This is a genomic window from Erwinia rhapontici (assembly GCF_012271765.1).
Taxonomy (GTDB): domain Bacteria; phylum Pseudomonadota; class Gammaproteobacteria; order Enterobacterales; family Enterobacteriaceae; genus Erwinia; species Erwinia rhapontici.
This window is the reverse complement of record NZ_VRKO01000012.1, coordinates 180,854-197,154: the sequence shown is the minus strand read 5'-3', so window position 1 is coordinate 197,154 and position 16,301 is coordinate 180,854. Positions and strand designations below refer to the sequence as shown.

Below are 16,301 nucleotides of genomic sequence, written 5' to 3'. Positions count from 1 at the left end.
CTTCGCCCACGAAGTGGGAAAGCGAAACGCCGTTGACCTTGACCTTAAGACGTTGACCTGGCCTTTCGGGCTGACCGAAACAGAAGGCCAGCCCCTGCAACGGCAGACAGGCAGACAGGCAGACAGGCAGACGCATTCCCGCTTACGATCCCCGCGCCACATACCGCCACTGTAACGTGGTCTTCTGCGCCGGGCTTAGCGGCTCATTAATCTTCTTCAGCAGCAAACTCACCGCCTCGCGGCCAATGTCCTGTGAGGGCAGCTCAATCGTCGACAACGGCGGCGAGGTCATATGCCCCAGCTCCGTGCCATCAAATCCCATTACCGCCACATCCTGCGGCACCCGCAGGCCGGCTTCATCCAGCGCACGGATAGCCCCGGCGGCCAGCGTATCGGAGACGGCGAACACCGCATCAGGACGCGGTGACTGTTGCAGCAGGCGAGTCATGGCCTCTTTCCCTGCCTGATAGCTTAACTCACTGGCGTATTCCACGGCGGGAGGCGCGAGATGCTGTTCTTCCAGCACCGCGCGGTAGCCCTGTTCACGCTGTTTAGCGTATTTATACGTAAGATCGTGATTAATCATCGCCAGATGCTGACGTTCGCGGCGGATAAACTCTCCGGCGACAAAGCGGGATGCCTGATGATCATCAATGCCCACGCTCGATACCGCGGATGCCTCGTCGTACTCCGCACACTGCACCCACGGTGAATCACCAATCAGGGTGGTCAGCTCAGGCAGGGCGGAAAGGGCATCCATCGTGATCACGCCGTCAACCATCTTGCCGGAAAGCAGTCTCAGGCTGGACTGGGAGCGGGCGATATCGGAGCCGGAGTTGCACAACAAAATGCGGTAGCCGTTGCGCTCCGCTTCGGCTTCAATGCCCTTTACCACGTCGGCACAGAACGGGTTGGCAATATTCGACACCATCACCAGCAGCATATTACTGCGTGCAGTACGCAGTTGTCTGGCGAGCAGATTCGGCTGATAGTTACTCTCTTTGATCGCGTTGAGCACGCGCTCCCGATTCTGCGGTTTCACCGAGCCGAGGTTGTTCATCACGCGTGATACCGTGGCGACAGACACCCCGGCGAGGCGGGCAATTTTTTGGATCGACATCCTGATAAGCCTTCCTGCTGACCATGTTGACCATGTTGACTATTGAAAAAACAGGGTAACACACTTCGGGAAACGGCTGAATTCAACGGATGAACGGCCACGGGAAACCGTGACCGGGAGAGCGTCAGTCCTGGACGGTGATCCAGCGCTGCTGTTGATGGCTTTGAACCATCGCGTCAATAATGAACATGATATTCGCGCCATCGTGGAAGGTGGCAAAGTTGCCGACATCGGTGCCCGGCTGCTTGCCCGCCTGAATGTAACGGTAGAAGTTAAGCATCATGTTTTTAAAGGCATCTGGCCAGCCTTCGATATGCCCACCGGGGAAATGCGCCGTCGCGGCGACATCCGGGTTCAGCAAAGAGGGGTCGTCCGACAGACGCTGATTCGGCCCGTCGCGCTGGCCAAGCCATAACGTTTGCGGGGCTTCCTGATCCCAGCCCAGGGAGAGTTTGCTGGCGTTGATCTCAAACGCCAGGCGATTTTTACGTCCGGCGCTGACCTGCGATACCGTCATGCTGCCTTTGCTGCCGTCGTCGAAACGCAGCAGGACAGAAGCAAAATCTTCGGTTTCTACCGCCACCTCCTGATAGTCCTCCGCTGCCTGGCCCGAGGTGAAGGTGCTGCTGCCGCTGAGGCTGGCTTTCCGGCTTGGATGAACGATGGCGAAATCCGCCATAACGGCGCAGATTTTACGCCCGGTGACAAATTGCAGGGTATCGCACCAGTGCGAACCAATATCCGCCACGGTGCGCGACACGCCCCCTTTATCCGGCAGAATACGCCAGTTAAAGTCCGTGTCATGCAGCATCCAATCCTGTAAATAGCTGCCGTGAACCGCAAAAATACGCCCAGCCTGCTGATGACGGATCATACTGGCCGCCTGCTGCACCATCGCGAACTGTCGATAGACAAAACTCACCGCATGCACCACGCCCGCCTGTTCTGCCAGCGTCACCAGTTCGCGTGCTTCGGCGGCCGTCATACAGAGTGGCTTCTCGGAGAAGACGTGTTTTCCCGCCAGCAGAATCTGCCGGTTGATTGCCGCATGCAGATGGTTTGGCGTGCAGTTGTGCACCACCGACAGCCCCGAATGCTGGAGCAGTTCGGCCACATCGCCATAGGCAAAAGGCACGTTGTACTGCTGTGCTTTCTCCTGCGCTACCACCAGTGAACTGTCGCACAGTGCGACCACCTCAACGAAACCAAGGCGACGGATCGCCTCAATATGCGCCGGGCCAATGAAGCCCGACCCGACAATGCCCACTTTAATCATGTGAGTTGACTCCTGTGATGCCCAGCATCGAACGAATGGCGGTATCGGACTCGCCGGTAGCGGCGAAATCATCAAACGCGCGGTCGGCGACCGGAATAATATTCTGAGCAATAAACTGGGCCCCTTCGCGGGCGCCCGTGGCGGCGTCTTTCAGGCAGCACTCCCACTCCAGCACCGCCCAGCCGTCATAGCCGTACTGCGCCAGTTTGCTGAAAATGGCCTTGAAATCGATCTGCCCGTCGCCAGGTGAACGGAAGCGCCCGGCGCGCTCAATCCATGTCTGGTAGCCGCCATAAACGCCGCTGCGCCCTGATGGGGTAAACTCCGCATCCTTGACGTGAAAAGCTTTAATTCTGCTGTGATAAATATCGATAAAGGCCAGATAATCCATCTGTTGCAGCAGCATATGGCTGGGATCAAACAGGATATTGCAGCGCGGATGGTGGTCCACTGCGGCGAGGAAACGCTCAAAACTGATGCCATCGTGCAGATCTTCTGACGGATGCAGCTCGTAGCAGACGTCCACTCCGTGATGGTCGAAAACGTCGAGGATCGGCTTCCAGCGCGCGGCCAGCTCGCTGAACGCGGTATCAATCAGTGCGGCTTTACGCGGTGGCCACGGATAGAAATAGGGCCAGGCCAGCGCCCCGGAAAAGGTGGCGTGCGCCGTCAGCCCCAGGCGGGCAGACGCCTGCGCCGCCTGCATCAGTACCCCAGTGGCCCACTGCTGGCGGGCGCGGGGATCATGACGTACCGCCTCCGGGGAAAAATCGTTAAACGCTTCGTCATAGGCGGGGTGCACGGCAATCAGCTGACCTTCCAGATGGGTGGACAGCTCGCTGATCGTCAGCCCGTATGCCGCCAGGCGTTCACGAATATCATCGCAATAGCTCTGGCTGTTCGCCGCTTTTTCCACATCGAAAATGTGCGGGTGATTACAGGGGATCTGCAACGCCTTGAAACCTAAATCCGCCGCCCACTGTGCGAGGTTATCCAGCGTATTAAAGGGCGCATCCTGGCCGATAAACTGTGACAGGAACAAACCCGGGCCTTTTAATGTCTTCATTGCATTCTCCTGAAGGGTAAAAATTAACGCTGTTCTTTGTAGCGGAACGAGAACAGGAAGATCACGGCGATCACCAGCGCGGCAACGGCCGGGATTAACCAGAACGTCGTCCAGTCACTCAGTGCATGCGGGCTCCCCGCCGTGAACAGATGGTTGTACAGCGCGCCGGAGATTTGCGAACCCAGCAGCATGCCGATGCCGTAGGTGAACATCACAATCAGGCTCTGCGCCTGGCCTTTCACCTGGGTGCCGGCCACGCGGTCGGTGTAGATAAAACCGATGACAAAGAAGAAGTCGTAGCAGACCCCGTGCAGCAGGATCCCGGCGTACAACAGCCAGCGCGCTTCATCGCTCACGCCATAAGCAAACAGCATGTAGCGCACGAACCACGCCACCATGCCGATCAGCAGCATGTATTTCACCCCCAGCCGGCGGAACAGCAGCGGGATAATCAGCATAAAGACGATTTCCGACATCTGACCGAAGGACATCGCGCTGCTGACATCCTGGATACCGACATCGGCAAGGAAGGTGGCGGTAAAGGCGTAATAGGTGCCCAGCGGGATAGAGATCAGCGTGGCGCAGAGAGCGAAAATCAGGAAGTGACTCTGCTTCAGCAGGCTGAAGGCATCCGCACAGAACAGGTCCCGTACCCGGAACGGCAGGCCTTTGGCCGGAGCAGGGGTGTGCGGCAGCGTCAGGCTGTAGGCAGCCAGCAGCACCGAACAGGCGGCAGCCAGCTGGAAGATCATCACGCTGGCGGAAATCCCACTGACGCCAATGCAGATCCCGGCAACAATCCAGCCGATGGTGCCGAACACACGCACCACAGGGAAACTTTTCTCACTGTTGCTCAGACTGTGAAACGCAATATTGTTGGTCAGTGCCAGCGTCGGCATGTAGCACAGTGTATAAGCGAACAGCAGCACAATCAGCAGCGAACCGTTTTGTGCTTCCAGCGCGCCGGGCACAAACCACAGGATCACAGCACCCGCCAGATGCAGCAGCGCCATCACTTTCTGCGAGGGGAAGAAACGGTCAACGATCATCCCCAGGACAAACGGCGAGAGGATCGAGGCAATCGGCCCGGCGGAGAAGGCATCGCCAATGATCGTCCCAAGGTTATGTTGGGTCATCACCAGGCCCAGCGTCACCGACCAGGTGCCCCAGATAAAGAACTGTAAAAACATCATTAATGCCAGGCGTGGCACCAGTAAAACCTGTTTACTGCCCGCAACGCCTGCATGCTCAACGGAAGAAACCATCGTCAGACCCCTTCATAAAGTAATCGATTACAATTAATCTCACGCACAATGTAATCGATTACTTTTATACTTTCCTGTGGCATTGCTGCGAAGTGCGAGGCGAGTCACAATCAATCAGCTAAGATTGAGGCTGGTTCATGATCTGGAGATCGCAATGAGTAAGGTATTTATTATTGGTGCGGCAGGCAATGTGGGCCGCCGTCTGGTCAGCCAGCTCGCACAGCGCGGGCATCAGCCGGTGGCACTTCACCGCCATCCCGAACAGGGTGAAGAACTGCAAAAGCTCGGTGCCCAAAGCGCGCCGGGGGACCTGACACGGCTGACCGTGGCCGGGCTCAGCGAGTTACTGCGCGGCTGCGACAGCGTGATATTTACCGCCGGTGCGGGGGGGAAAGGAGGGAAGGAAACCACGCAGGCCATCGATGGTAAAGGACTGGAGCTGGCCGTGGCGGCGGCGCAGCAGGCGGGCGTCTCACGTTTTCTGCTGGTGTCCGCTTTTCCTGAAGCCGGGCGCGCTAAGACAATTTCAGAGACCTTTGAATATTACATGGCAGTGAAGAAACAGGCCGATGTCCATCTGGCCGCCAGCGACCTTGACTGGGTGATCCTGCGCCCTGGCACGCTGACTGACGAGGCCGGAACGGGCCGCGTGAATGCCGGGCTGGCGATCCCTTACGGGAATATATCGCGCGATAACGTCGCCGCCGCGCTGGTGGCGCTGGTTGAACAGCCGCAGGTGTCGCACAAGCTTATCGAACTGACCGACGGCGATACGCCGGTGGATCCGGCTATCGGACGTCTGGCCGGGGAAGCATAAAATGAAGTTATTGCTGGCAGGAGCAACGGGACTGGTAGGCGGACAGGTTTTACGCCTGGCACTGCAAGATGAACGCGTCACATCGGTAGTGGCTCCGGTACGGCGGGCGCTGCCTGCACATCCTAAACTGCTGGCCCCGGTGGTCAATTTTGACAGCCTGCCGTGGAACGAACCCTGGTGGCAGGCCGATGTAATGGTCTGCACGTTAGGTACCACCATGAAAAAGGCACAAACGCGTGAGGCATTTAAGCGGGTTGATTACCATTACCCGCTGGCGATTGCGCGTCAGGCAAAAGCGCAGGGTGTTCAGACCTGTGTACTGAACTCGGCTACCGGTGCTTCTATCGCGTCGCGCTTTTTTTACAATCGGGTCAAAGGGGAGCTGGAGCGCGATCTTGCGCAGCTCGGGTTTGATTCACTGACGCTGGTGCGCCCGGGCCTGATTGGCGGAGAGCGTGAGGAAGCGCGGACGATGGAGGCACTGATGATGAGCTTCCTGCGGGTGGCGGGGCCGCTGCTGCCAAAACGGATGCGCCTGAATCCGGCACAGAATATTGCGCGTGCGCTGCTGGACGCGGCGCTGACACCACGGAAAGGCGTGCATATTGTCCCGGCGGCGGCATTATCGGACTGAGGGCAGGGTGAGAAAAAATGGAAATGGAAATATGAATTCAGTCACGGGAAAAAACAAAATCCTCGCTTTTAAAATTCTTTTCTCACTGACTGGCTGCCTGGTTGTCGTTGTCGTCCATCAACTGGGGTATCAGTGGTATATGGAACATTATCGGCCGCGAAGCCGAGGTGTGACTTTGGGATTTGTTAAGTTTTATATGCAATATGCTGTTATGCCGTTTATTTTCGTCTCATCTTTCTTGAAAGTTACGTTTTCACTTGCCGTTATGACTTTTATTTTTATATTGATGTTTTATGCCTGGTACGAAACTAACCCTCTCCGGGTATTATTGATGTTCATTTCAGGGTTGGCTGGCTATGGTTTTATCCTGCTATGTGTTTTGTTTGAAAAGAAAAAACTATCCAGGTGGTTTCTTAAAGATAAGTAATCAGTAAAACGTTTGAAACCGGTCAGCGTCATTATCATGATATTTCCAGAGGAGAGATGGGCTGGATGGCACCCCCGGAGTTCCTTCCGTGGCGCCATCAAAAAAATCTGCCCGTCAGTCACTCATCCAGATCCCGCCGGTGATCGTCCCCCCGCAGTGTCATCAGCGCAGCGATGCTGATCACCGCAGTCGCCATCACATAAAATGCCGGGATGTCGTTGTTGCCGGTCTGCTTGATCAAGCCGCTAATAATCAACCCGGCGCAACCGGAGAAGATTGCATTGGAGAGCGAATAGGCCAGCCCCAGTCCGGTATAGCGCACCCGGGTAGGGAACATCTCAGACAACATCGCAGGCCCCGGCCCGGCCAGCAGTCCCACCAGCCCTCCGGCAAACAGCACCACCAGGCACTTCACCCACAAGCCGATATCGGGCATCTGCAATACCTTCAGCAAAGGCCAGGCGAAAATCAGTAACATCACGCTGGCAAACACCATCACGTTACGACGACCGAGGCGGTCGCTGAGTATCCCGGCGGGTAAAATCGTCAGGGCAAAGCCGATATTGGAGAGCACGGCAATCACCAGCGCCTGATTCAGCCCGGTATGCAACACTGACTGTAAATAGGTTGGCATCACCACCAGATAGGTGTAGCCCGCCGCTGACCACACCATTACCCGGCCAATACCCAGCAGGATCACCCGGAACACCAGCCCGCCGTCTGGCGCGCGGTGCTCAACGCTGGCCTTGCTGAAGGTGGGCGTTTCTTCCAGCTGCATCCGCAGCCAGAGCGCCACCAGGCCCAGCGGCAGCGCCGTCAGGAAGGGAATGCGCCAGCCCCAGCTGTGCAGCGCCTCACTGCTCAGGGTTGCCGTCAGCACCGCCACCATTGCCGCCCCGGCCAGCAGGCCAAAGGCCACGGTCAGCGACTGCCATGCACCGTATAACCCTCTTTTCCCTTTTGGCGCAAACTCGGTCATCAGTGACACTGCACCGCCGTACTCACCCCCGGCAAACAGGCCCTGAAGAATGCGCAACAGAGTAATAATCAGTGGGGCAGCCAGACCGATAGAGGCATAACCAGGCACCAGGCCTATCGCTGCTGTCGCCAGCGTCATCAGTATCAGCACCGCGATCAGCGTGGGTTTGCGGCCAATTCTGTCGCCGATGCGACCAAAAACAATTGCCCCCAGCGGCCGGAAGAAAAAGGCAATGGCGAAGGAGGCCCAGGTGAGGATGATCCCGGTCAGTTCAGATTCGCCCTGTAAGGTAAAAAAGTTACGGGCAATCACCGTGGCGAGAAAGCCATACACGGCAAACTCATACCACTCGATAAAGTTACCGACGGCACCGGCAATCAGCGCCTTTCTGCGGACAGATTCAGACTGTGTCATGGTTCTCAGGACCTTATGATGAATAAAACAGCGTACTGCAAGGGTAGACAGGCAAACCGTTACCGACAATGCATTGTTTTAACGGGAAGTGATGATCGGGTGCCAGTATCGGAATGCACACTTCTGATGCAGTCTGCCAGAAAATGATGCCCCATAAACGAACGTGAGCGTTCACGCGTGATCAATAACCTCTTGTTTTGCAGTGAAAACCCTCCTGGCATAACTCTTGCTTTATCTTTCCCAAGCAGCAGCGTTATACCGATCACTGAACACAATAGCAGGCTAGGGTTCCGGTCCACGACGTGGATGACTGGTCCGAGAGCTGGCGACCTCGGTTGGGGTTACACGGCGGGATAAAAGCCCGGGAGACAGCAACACCACTGGTGTAGCGCTGCCCCGTATTATCCGCCAACACCGAGGTTACAATGAAATTTTCCCACATCCTCAGCATTTGCCTTCTCAGCGTCACCGCGCTGGTTAGCGTTCCTTCCCAGGCCGCCCCTAAGAAAGAGTTCAATGTCTGCTGGACCATTTACGCAGGCTGGATGCCATGGGGCCAGATTGCCTCTTCCGGCATCATCGATAAGTGGGCGGCGAAATACGGCATTAAAATCCACGTCACTCAGCTCAACGACTATATCGAATCCATCAATCAGTACACCGCCGGACAGTTTGACGGCTGCACGATGACCAATATGGATGCGCTGACCATTCCCGCCGCCGGTGGCGTGGACTCCACCGCGCTGATCCTGGGCAGCTATTCCGAAGGCAACGACGGTGTGGTGCTGAAGGGGAAAGGCAAAACGCTGAACGACCTGAAAGGCATGAAGGTCTATCTGCCTGAGCTGTCGGTATCGCATTACCTGCTGGTACGCGGCCTGGAAAAAGCCGGATTGCAGGAAAAAGACGTTACGGTGGTTAACACCTCGGATGCCGATATTGTCTCTGCTTTCGCCACCAAGGGCGTGCAGGCCGCTGTCGCCTGGAACCCGCAGCTGTCGGTGATCAAAAACACCCCCAACACCAGCGAAGTGTTTGAGTCTTCACAGGTGCCCGGCGAGCTGATCGACATGATGGTGGTGAACAGCGCAGTACTGAAAGATAACCCGGCACTGGGTAAAGCACTGACGGGTGCCTGGTATGAAATGATGGCGCAGATGAAAGCGGGCGATAAAGACGCGCTGAGCGCGATGGCCGTCGCCTCCGGTACCGATCTCAGCGGCTATCAGGCCCAGCTCAAAACCACCCATCTGTTTTACACCCCGGCCGACAACCTGAAGTTTGTCACCGATGCCGAACTGGCGAAAACCATGCAGCGTGTGGCGAACTTCTCCTTTGAAAAAGGCCTGCTCGGCGATGGCGCGCAGAGTGCGGATTTCATTGGCATGAGCTTCCCCGGCAACGTGACCCTGGGCGACAACAGCAATATCAAACTGCGCTTCGACGACAGCTATCTGAAGATGGCGGCTGCCGGTACGCTGTGAACATCACTCTGAGGAGGCCAAACGATGCGGCAAATTAATCGACACCCTGAAAAGGGCCTGCACCTGATGCTGATTCTGCTGCCCTTTGTGCTGGTGATCGCCGCGTACTTTATCGGTTCTGCGGTGCGGCTGGAGGCCAATCCCCACGACAAGCTGTTACCGGGACTGGGGCAGATGGCCGATGCGGTTTGGCGGATGGCATTTACCCCGGATAAACGCAGTGGCGAATACCTGTTGTGGATGGACACCGCCGTCAGTCTCGGCAGGCTGCTGATCGGGCTGGGCATCGCCTCACTGCTGGGGCTGTGCTTTGGTATCGCCTCCGGGGTTTTCCCTATGTGGCGATCGCCGCTGTCGTCGTTTATGACGGTGGTCTCGATGGTCCCGCCGCTGGCGATCCTCCCGGTGCTGTTTATCGTCTTCGGCCTCGATGAACTGTCGAAAATTATGCTGATCGTCATTGGGATTACACCCATGCTGGCGCGTGACCTTGAGCAGCGGGCGCGGGAAATTCCGGTGGAGATCCTGATTAAGGCGCAGACCCTCGGGGCCAACAGCTGGACAGTGGTGCTGCGGGTGGTCTTACCGCAGCTGTTAACCCGGCTGCTGACCTCACTGCGCCTGCTGCTGGGATCGGCCTGGCTGTTCCTGATCTCCGCAGAAGCCATCTCATCCACCGCCGGGCTGGGCTACCGCATCTTCCTGGTGCGCAGGTACATGGCAATGGACGTCATTCTGCCGTACGTCATCTGGATCACGCTGCTGGCGTGGCTGATGGACCTCGGGCTGCGCCACCTTAACCGGCTGTGCTTCCCCTGGGCACAGGGAGAAAAATCATGAGTTTTATCGATATCAACCATATCTGGCAGGAGTACGGCAACCACGTGGTGCTGGAGAACCTCAACCTGAGCATTAACGAAGGGGAGTTCTGCACCATGGTCGGGGCCTCCGGCTGCGGGAAATCGACGTTTCTGCGCCTGCTGCTGGGCCAGGAGAAACCGAGTCGAGGCACCATCCTGCTGGAAGGCCAGCCGCTGACGCCAGAGCCGGACGCCAGCCGTGGCGTCGTGTTTCAGCGCTACTCCGTGTTCCCCCATCTGAATGTGCTGGATAACGTCGCCATCGGGCTGGAACTGCCGCAGGCAGCGTTTCTCGGGCGTCTGTTTGGACGGCGTAAAAAAGCGGCACGTGAACAGGCCGCTGAGATGCTGGAGCGGGTTGGACTGGGGCATGCACTGGAGAAGTATCCGGCCCAGCTCTCCGGCGGCATGCAACAGCGGCTGGCGATCGCCCAGGCCTTTATTATGCGCCCGCGCATTCTGTTGCTGGATGAACCGTTCGGCGCGCTCGATCCCGGCATTCGCAAGGATATGCACAGTCTGCTGCTCTCGCTGTGGCAGGAAACTCAACTGACGGTGTTTATGGTCACCCACGACCTGTCAGAAGGCTTCAACCTCGGCACCCGCCTGCTGGTGTTCGACAAAGTCCGCATCGACCCCCATGAGCCCAACGCCTGGGGAGCGCGCGTGACCTACGATTTGCCGCTGAATGAAACCCGCCTGCGGCAGCGTCAGCAGCCGGGTGTGGTGATCCCGCACCCGGCACTGGCAGCACAATCATTTAACCCGGAGATTTCACATGACACATCCCTATGAAGAAACGTTACCCGGCGGCGGTCATACCTCGTTTGTGGTGAAACAGGGGCAGAGCCTGCGTTTGACGGACATCGAGGGCGGCGCCAATGTCAGCCTGATGCTGTTTAACGCCCATGAGAAAAGCGAGCGGCTGAATCTGCCGGACACGTTGAAAGGGCAACACACCGCGCGGCTGGGTGCAGGGCACTGCCTCTACTCCGATATGGGCCGCGTGCTGGCGGCCATCGTCACTGACACCTGCGGCTGGCACGACAGCTTCGGTGGCGTGCTGAACGCGGAGGAAGTGGCGGAAAAATACGGTCAGGGGCGCTATCAGGAACGGCGCAATGGCTTCCATCGCAACGGGATGGATAACCTGCTGATCGAGATGGGTAAATGGAATCTCAACCTCGAAGATCTGCACATGGTGCTCAATCTGTTCAGCAAAGTGACGGTAGATGAGCAGGGCGCATTCACTTTCCATCCGCAGCACTCCGCCCCCGGCAGCGTGGTAGAGCTGTATGCGCCGATGGATATTCTGGTGGTGCTGACCGCGCTGCCGCACCCGATGGACCCAAACCAGGAATACACGCCACGTCCGGTACAGCTTGCGCTGATGCCTGCCAGCGATCCAGCAGGGCTGACGCTGTGCAAAACCTCGCGCCCGGAAAATCTGCGCGCCTTCCAGAATATTGAGCGCTTTGTCGTATAAGGAGCCACCCGATGACGTTAACCACCAGTGATAAAAACCCTGCCGATGCGGTCTATCGCCACACGATCCCGGCAGGAGAGCCGTTCCTGTTTGAGGTAAAAAAAGGCCAGACGGTGCGCCTGCACGATCTGGAAGGTAACCAGGCGGTGGATACGCTGTTTTACCGCGCCGCCAGCCCGCGTGAGCGCTATGACGCCCAGCGCACGTTACGCCGTCAAAACAATGCCTATCTGACCTGCGGCAGCGTGCTTTATTCCAACCTCGGCAACCCGCTGCTGACCCTTGTTGCCGATACCTGTGGCCGCCACGATACGCTTGGCGGAGCCTGTGCGCAGGAAAGTAACACCGTGCGCTATCACGCCGATACGCGCTATATGCACAGCTGCCGCGATAACTTCCTCTGCGCCTGCCTGCACGACGGGCGGCTGAACAAGCGCGATATCACTGCCAACATTAACTTCTTTATGAATGTACCGGTGACGCCTGAGGGCGGCCTGACGTTTGAAGACGGGATCTCTGCCGCCGGGAAATACGTTGAACTGCGCGCGGAATGCGACGTGATTGTGCTGATCTCCAACTGCCCGCAGCTGAATAATCCCTGCAACGGCTGGAACCCCACCGCTGCCGAAGTGCTGGTGTGGAACTGATTGCTGATACTCAGCTGAGAAAATGCATTTTCCCCTGAGGACGACCTCAGGCGGCCAGGATTCTGGCGGGACGGCCCGCCCTGATGTGAGTCTGCCTCTATGTTTACAAAACTGCTGATTGCTAACCGTGGCGCGATTGCGTGCCGTATTTTGCGTACGCTGCGTGCGATGGACGTCACTGGCGTGGCGGTCTTCTCCGAAGCGGATGCCACCAGCCTGCATATCCGCGAGGCCGATGAGGCCATCAGCCTCGGCGACGGTCCGGCGGCGCAAACCTATCTGGTAGTGGAAAAAATCATTGCCGCAGCAAAGGAAAGTGGCGCGCAGGCGATCCATCCCGGCTACGGTTTTCTTTCGGAAAACGCGGCCTTTGCCGAGGCCTGTGACGCGGCAGGCATTGCCTTTGTTGGCCCCACGACACAACAACTGCGGCTGTTTGGCTTAAAACATACGGCGCGTGCGCTGGCGCGAGAGCAGCAGATCCCGCTGCTGGAAGGCACCGACCTGCTGGAGGATATTGACGCGGCGCTGACGGCGGCCCGCCAGGTGGGATACCCGGTGATGCTGAAAAGCACCGCCGGCGGGGGCGGCATCGGTATGCGCGTCTGTCACGATGCCGAGGGGCTGAGCCAGGCGTTTGATGCAGTGAAGCGTCTTGGTCAGAACAACTTCAGCGATGCGGGTGTGTTTATCGAAAAATACATCGAACGCGCGCGGCATCTCGAAGTGCAGATTTTCGGTGACGGACAGGGCGAAGTGATTGCCCTCGGCGTGCGCGACTGCTCCGTGCAGCGCCGCAACCAGAAAGTGATTGAAGAAACCCCGGCACCGAACCTGCCTGACGGCATGGCGGAAGCGCTGTGCAGCGCCGCCATCAAACTGGCAAAAGCGGTGAACTACCGCAGCGCAGGCACGGTGGAGTTTGTCTACGACAGCGCTTTACAACAGTTCTGGTTCCTGGAGGTGAATACCCGGTTACAGGTGGAGCACGGCGTGACCGAACAGGTTTGGGGCGTGGATCTGGTGCACTGGATGATTGCGCTGGCCGCAGGCACGCTGCCGCCGCTGAAGGAACTTTCCGTGACATTGTCACCTTCAGGTCATGCCATTCAGGCCCGTGTCTATGCGGAAGATCCGGGCCGCCAGTTCCAGCCTTCACCTGGGCTGCTCACCGACGTCAGTTTCCCGCCTGCCGACGGCGAAGCACTGCGTATTGATACCTGGGTGGAGTCCGGCTGCGACGTTCCGGCGTTCTTCGATCCGCTGCTGGCGAAAATCATCACCTGCTGCGCCACCCGCGAACAGGCCATCGCCGCGCTGGACAGCGCACTGAACGATACGCGTCTGTACGGCGTGGAGGTCAACCGTCAGTACCTGCAACAGATCCTGCACGCCGCGCCATTTGCCAGCGGAGAACCCTGGACGCGCTTTCTGGATGCCTTGCACTATCAGGCCACCACCGTTGAGGTGATGAGCGCCGGAACCCAGACTACGGTGCAGGATTTCCCCGGTCGCCTGGGGTACTGGGCGGTTGGTGTGCCGCCGTCCGGGCCGATGGATGATCGTGCATTGCGCTTCGGCAATCGCCTGCTGAACAACGCCGCCGATGCGGCTGCGCTCGAGATCACCCTGAGCGGCCCGACGCTGCGCTTTAACACCGCCAGCGTGGCGGTGGTGTGTGGTGCAACGCTGCCGATTACGCTGGATGGCAAGGCGCTGCCGATGAACCAGAGTTTCCTGATCCCGGCGGGTGCTACCTTAACGCTGGGCGCCATCGACGGAGCCGGAGTACGCAGCTACCTCTGCCTGCGCGGCGGCATCGCGGTGCCGGATTATCTGGGCAGCAAAAGTACCTTTACCCTTGGCCAGTTTGGTGGCCACGCGGGCCGGGCTTTGCGCACCGGGGACGTGCTGCACCTTGCCGAACTCAGCGATAGCTCGGCAGGTGTAACGCTGCCTGCGGCACTGACCCCGGCGCTGCCCGCCATCCGTACGCTGCGAGTGATCTACGGACCCCATGCGGCACCGGAATATTTCACCCCTGGCTATATCGACACCTTCTTTGCCACCGACTGGGAAGTACACTTTAACTCCAGCCGCACCGGGGTGCGCCTGATTGGCCCGAAACCGGAGTGGGTGCGTGACAGCGGCGGCGAGGCCGGGCTGCATCCCTCCAATATTCACGACAACCCGTATGCGGTGGGCGCGGTCGACTTTACCGGGGATATGCCGGTTATTCTCGGCCCGGATGGCCCAAGCCTCGGCGGTTTTGTCTGCCCGGTCACCATCATCGAGGCCGACCTGTGGCAGGTGGGCCAGCTTAAAGCGGGCGACCGTCTGCGCTTTGTTCCGGTAAATATCACCACAGCGCGCCAGCTGAACGCTGCACGTCATACCGAACTGCAACAGCTCGCCCCGGTGGAAGCGGTCTGGCAGGCCTCAGCGCTGCTCTCCCCGGTGGTGCTGGATATCGGCGAGGGCGATCGTCGCCTGGTAGCCCGGCTCTCCGGGGATACTCATCTGCTGCTGGAGATTGGTGCCCCGGAGCTGGACCTGGTGCTGCGTTTTCGCGGTCATGCGCTGATGCAGGCGCTGGAGGCGCTTACCCATCCGGCGATAATCGACCTGACGCCCGGTATCCGCTCACTGCAAATCCACTATCAGCCGGACGTACTGCCGCAGGAGGAACTGCTGACGATAGTTCGGGACTTGTGGCAGTCGGTAAGCAGTCAGGAGGATTTGCGCGTACCTTCCCGCGTGGTCTGGCTGCCGCTCTCCTGGGATGATCCGGCCTGTCAGCTGGCGATTGATAAATACATGACCACGGTACGCCGTGACGCGCCCTGGTGCCCGAGCAATCTGGAGTTCATCCGCCGCATTAACGATCTGCCGGACATCGATGCCGTATTCAACACGGTGTTTGCCGCCAACTACCTTGTGATGGGGCTGGGGGATGTGTACCTCGGTGCACCGGTGGCTACGCCGCTCGATCCGCGTCATCGTCTGGTCACCACCAAATACAACCCGGCACGCACCTGGACGGCGGAGAACTCGGTGGGTATCGGCGGGGCCTATCTGTGCGTATACGGTATGGAAGGGCCGGGGGGCTATCAGTTTGTTGGGCGAACGTTGCAGATGTGGAACCGCTACCGCGAGGTCGCCGACTTTGGTGGCAAACCCTGGCTGCTGCGCTTCTTTGATCAGATTAAGTTTTACCCGGTGTCATCGGAAGAGCTGCTGCGCATCCGCCGTGATTTCCCGCTGGGTCGCTACCCGCTGCGTATTGAGCAGACCGAGCTGGCGCTGGCCGATTATCAGCAGTTCCTGGCGGAGCAGGCGACGGGCATCAGCGATTTCCGTCAGCATCAGCATTCGGCGTTTAATGCCGAGCGCGAGCGCTGGATCGCCAGCGGTCAGGCGCATTTTGACAGCCAGGAAGTGGTGGTGGAGGTGACCGAGGACGCAGTACTGCCTGAGGGAAAACTCGCTGTAGAGAGCGCGATCGCTGGCAATCTGTGGCAGGTGAAGTGCGCAGTGGGTGACAGTGTCACGCAAGGTGATGTGCTGGTGATTATCGAAGCGATGAAAATGGAGATCCCGCTGCTGGCGCCAGTCAGTGGGGTGATTGAGTCCATCCGCGTGGAACCGGGGTCATCGGTGCGGGCAGGGCAATGTGTGGTGGTGATGGGCGTTTAATATCCTGGGCTGTGGCGCTGGCCGACCTAAACAAATGGCGACCTAAACAGTGGCCGACCGGAAAAAAGGTCGGCCACTACAACAAATCCCGAAATGAGCACAATCCCGTAGAGGTCGACCCTCTTTTCCG

Annotated in this window: 14 protein-coding genes and 1 riboswitch; of the genes, 9 read left to right on the top strand and 5 right to left on the bottom strand. The window is 58.4% G+C overall.

What is annotated here, in order from left to right:
• Positions 1-142: 142 nt before the first annotated feature.
• The 4 genes from FVB43_RS10980 to FVB43_RS10965 all read right to left on the bottom strand — a co-directional run bounded on the left by FVB43_RS10980 (position 143) and on the right by FVB43_RS10965 (position 4,727).
• The gene (locus FVB43_RS10980) at positions 143-1,120 is read right to left on the bottom strand and encodes a LacI family DNA-binding transcriptional regulator (protein WP_159336650.1); all 978 of its coding nucleotides are present in this window, start codon (positions 1,118-1,120) and stop codon (positions 143-145) included.
• Between the two features lie 124 nt (positions 1,121-1,244).
• Positions 1,245-2,396, bottom strand: a complete 1,152-nt coding sequence (locus FVB43_RS10975; RefSeq protein ID WP_167863999.1) for a Gfo/Idh/MocA family protein — start codon at positions 2,394-2,396, stop codon at positions 1,245-1,247.
• Positions 2,389-3,462 (bottom strand): sugar phosphate isomerase/epimerase family protein, encoded by a 1,074-nt coding sequence (locus tag FVB43_RS10970; protein WP_167863998.1) that lies wholly within the window; start codon positions 3,460-3,462, stop codon positions 2,389-2,391. Before FVB43_RS10970 ends, FVB43_RS10975 begins: the two co-directional genes overlap by 8 nt.
• A 23-nt stretch (positions 3,463-3,485) precedes the next feature.
• The gene (locus FVB43_RS10965; RefSeq protein ID WP_159336653.1) at positions 3,486-4,727 is read right to left on the bottom strand and encodes an MFS transporter; all 1,242 of its coding nucleotides are present in this window, start codon (positions 4,725-4,727) and stop codon (positions 3,486-3,488) included.
• Positions 4,728-4,881: 154 nt separating this feature from the next.
• On the opposite strand from FVB43_RS10965, the gene FVB43_RS10960 reads away from it, so the two are divergent.
• Genes FVB43_RS10960 through FVB43_RS10950 form a run of 3 tightly spaced genes read left to right on the top strand, consistent with a single transcriptional unit; the run spans position 4,882 to position 6,605 of the window.
• On the top strand, positions 4,882-5,544 hold the full coding sequence (locus tag FVB43_RS10960; RefSeq protein WP_133842051.1) for an NAD(P)H-binding protein: 663 nt from the start codon (positions 4,882-4,884) through the stop codon (positions 5,542-5,544).
• Position 5,545: 1 nt separating this feature from the next.
• Positions 5,546-6,178, top strand: a complete 633-nt coding sequence (locus FVB43_RS10955) for a Rossmann-fold NAD(P)-binding domain-containing protein (protein ID WP_167863997.1) — start codon at positions 5,546-5,548, stop codon at positions 6,176-6,178.
• A gap of 31 nt (positions 6,179-6,209) precedes the next feature.
• On the top strand, positions 6,210-6,605 hold the full coding sequence (locus FVB43_RS10950) for a hypothetical protein (protein ID WP_167863996.1): 396 nt from the start codon (positions 6,210-6,212) through the stop codon (positions 6,603-6,605).
• 118 nt (positions 6,606-6,723) lie between these two features.
• On the opposite strand, the gene FVB43_RS10945 is transcribed toward FVB43_RS10950, so the two are convergent.
• Entirely contained in the window at positions 6,724-7,998 is a 1,275-nt protein-coding gene (locus FVB43_RS10945; protein ID WP_167863995.1) for an MFS transporter, read from the bottom strand.
• 271 nt (positions 7,999-8,269) lie between these two features.
• A riboswitch (guanidine-I (ykkC/yxkD leader) is annotated at positions 8,270-8,368 on the top strand.
• A gap of 55 nt (positions 8,369-8,423) precedes the next feature.
• Here FVB43_RS10945 and FVB43_RS10940 point away from each other — a divergent pair.
• The 6 genes from FVB43_RS10940 to uca all read left to right on the top strand — a co-directional run bounded on the left by FVB43_RS10940 (position 8,424) and on the right by uca (position 16,171).
• Positions 8,424-9,482: a putative urea ABC transporter substrate-binding protein gene (locus FVB43_RS10940; RefSeq protein ID WP_167863994.1), complete on the top strand. Its 1,059-nt coding sequence runs from the start codon at positions 8,424-8,426 to the stop codon at positions 9,480-9,482.
• A 24-nt stretch (positions 9,483-9,506) separates the two neighbouring features.
• Positions 9,507-10,322: an ABC transporter permease gene (locus FVB43_RS10935; protein WP_133842056.1), complete on the top strand. Its 816-nt coding sequence runs from the start codon at positions 9,507-9,509 to the stop codon at positions 10,320-10,322.
• Entirely contained in the window at positions 10,319-11,137 is an 819-nt protein-coding gene (locus FVB43_RS10930; protein WP_167863993.1) for an ABC transporter ATP-binding protein, read from the top strand. The genes FVB43_RS10935 and FVB43_RS10930 overlap by 4 nt, the downstream gene beginning before the upstream one ends.
• Complete coding sequence (locus tag FVB43_RS10925; protein WP_167863992.1) at positions 11,121-11,828, top strand: urea amidolyase associated protein UAAP1; 708 nt, start codon at positions 11,121-11,123, stop codon at positions 11,826-11,828. The genes FVB43_RS10930 and FVB43_RS10925 overlap by 17 nt, the downstream gene beginning before the upstream one ends.
• Before the next feature lie 11 nt (positions 11,829-11,839).
• Entirely contained in the window at positions 11,840-12,475 is a 636-nt protein-coding gene (locus tag FVB43_RS10920; protein WP_133842059.1) for an urea amidolyase associated protein UAAP2, read from the top strand.
• 99 nt (positions 12,476-12,574) lie between these two features.
• Positions 12,575-16,171 (top strand): urea carboxylase, encoded by a 3,597-nt coding sequence (gene uca / locus FVB43_RS10915; protein WP_167863991.1) that lies wholly within the window; start codon positions 12,575-12,577, stop codon positions 16,169-16,171.
• Positions 16,172-16,301: the final 130 nt, after the last annotated feature.

What these genes read in the sequence shown, in the direction of transcription:
- FVB43_RS10980 (WP_159336650.1), bottom strand. Translation starts at nt 1,120, where the DNA reads ATGTCGATCCAAAAAATTGCCCGCCTCGCCGGGGTGTCTGTCGCCACG.
- FVB43_RS10975 (WP_167863999.1), bottom strand. Translation starts at nt 2,396, where the DNA reads ATGATTAAAGTGGGCATTGTCGGGTCGGGCTTCATTGGCCCGGCGCAT.
- FVB43_RS10970 (WP_167863998.1), bottom strand. Translation starts at nt 3,462, where the DNA reads ATGAAGACATTAAAAGGCCCGGGTTTGTTCCTGTCACAGTTTATCGGC.
- FVB43_RS10965 (WP_159336653.1), bottom strand. Translation starts at nt 4,727, where the DNA reads ATGGTTTCTTCCGTTGAGCATGCAGGCGTTGCGGGCAGTAAACAGGTT.
- FVB43_RS10960 (WP_133842051.1), top strand. Translation starts at nt 4,882, where the DNA reads ATGAGTAAGGTATTTATTATTGGTGCGGCAGGCAATGTGGGCCGCCGT.
- FVB43_RS10955 (WP_167863997.1), top strand. Translation starts at nt 5,546, where the DNA reads ATGAAGTTATTGCTGGCAGGAGCAACGGGACTGGTAGGCGGACAGGTT.
- FVB43_RS10950 (WP_167863996.1), top strand. Translation starts at nt 6,210, where the DNA reads ATGAATTCAGTCACGGGAAAAAACAAAATCCTCGCTTTTAAAATTCTT.
- FVB43_RS10945 (WP_167863995.1), bottom strand. Translation starts at nt 7,998, where the DNA reads ATGACACAGTCTGAATCTGTCCGCAGAAAGGCGCTGATTGCCGGTGCC.
- FVB43_RS10940 (WP_167863994.1), top strand. Translation starts at nt 8,424, where the DNA reads ATGAAATTTTCCCACATCCTCAGCATTTGCCTTCTCAGCGTCACCGCG.
- FVB43_RS10935 (WP_133842056.1), top strand. Translation starts at nt 9,507, where the DNA reads ATGCGGCAAATTAATCGACACCCTGAAAAGGGCCTGCACCTGATGCTG.
- FVB43_RS10930 (WP_167863993.1), top strand. Translation starts at nt 10,319, where the DNA reads ATGAGTTTTATCGATATCAACCATATCTGGCAGGAGTACGGCAACCAC.
- FVB43_RS10925 (WP_167863992.1), top strand. Translation starts at nt 11,121, where the DNA reads ATGACACATCCCTATGAAGAAACGTTACCCGGCGGCGGTCATACCTCG.
- FVB43_RS10920 (WP_133842059.1), top strand. Translation starts at nt 11,840, where the DNA reads ATGACGTTAACCACCAGTGATAAAAACCCTGCCGATGCGGTCTATCGC.
- uca (WP_167863991.1), top strand. Translation starts at nt 12,575, where the DNA reads ATGTTTACAAAACTGCTGATTGCTAACCGTGGCGCGATTGCGTGCCGT.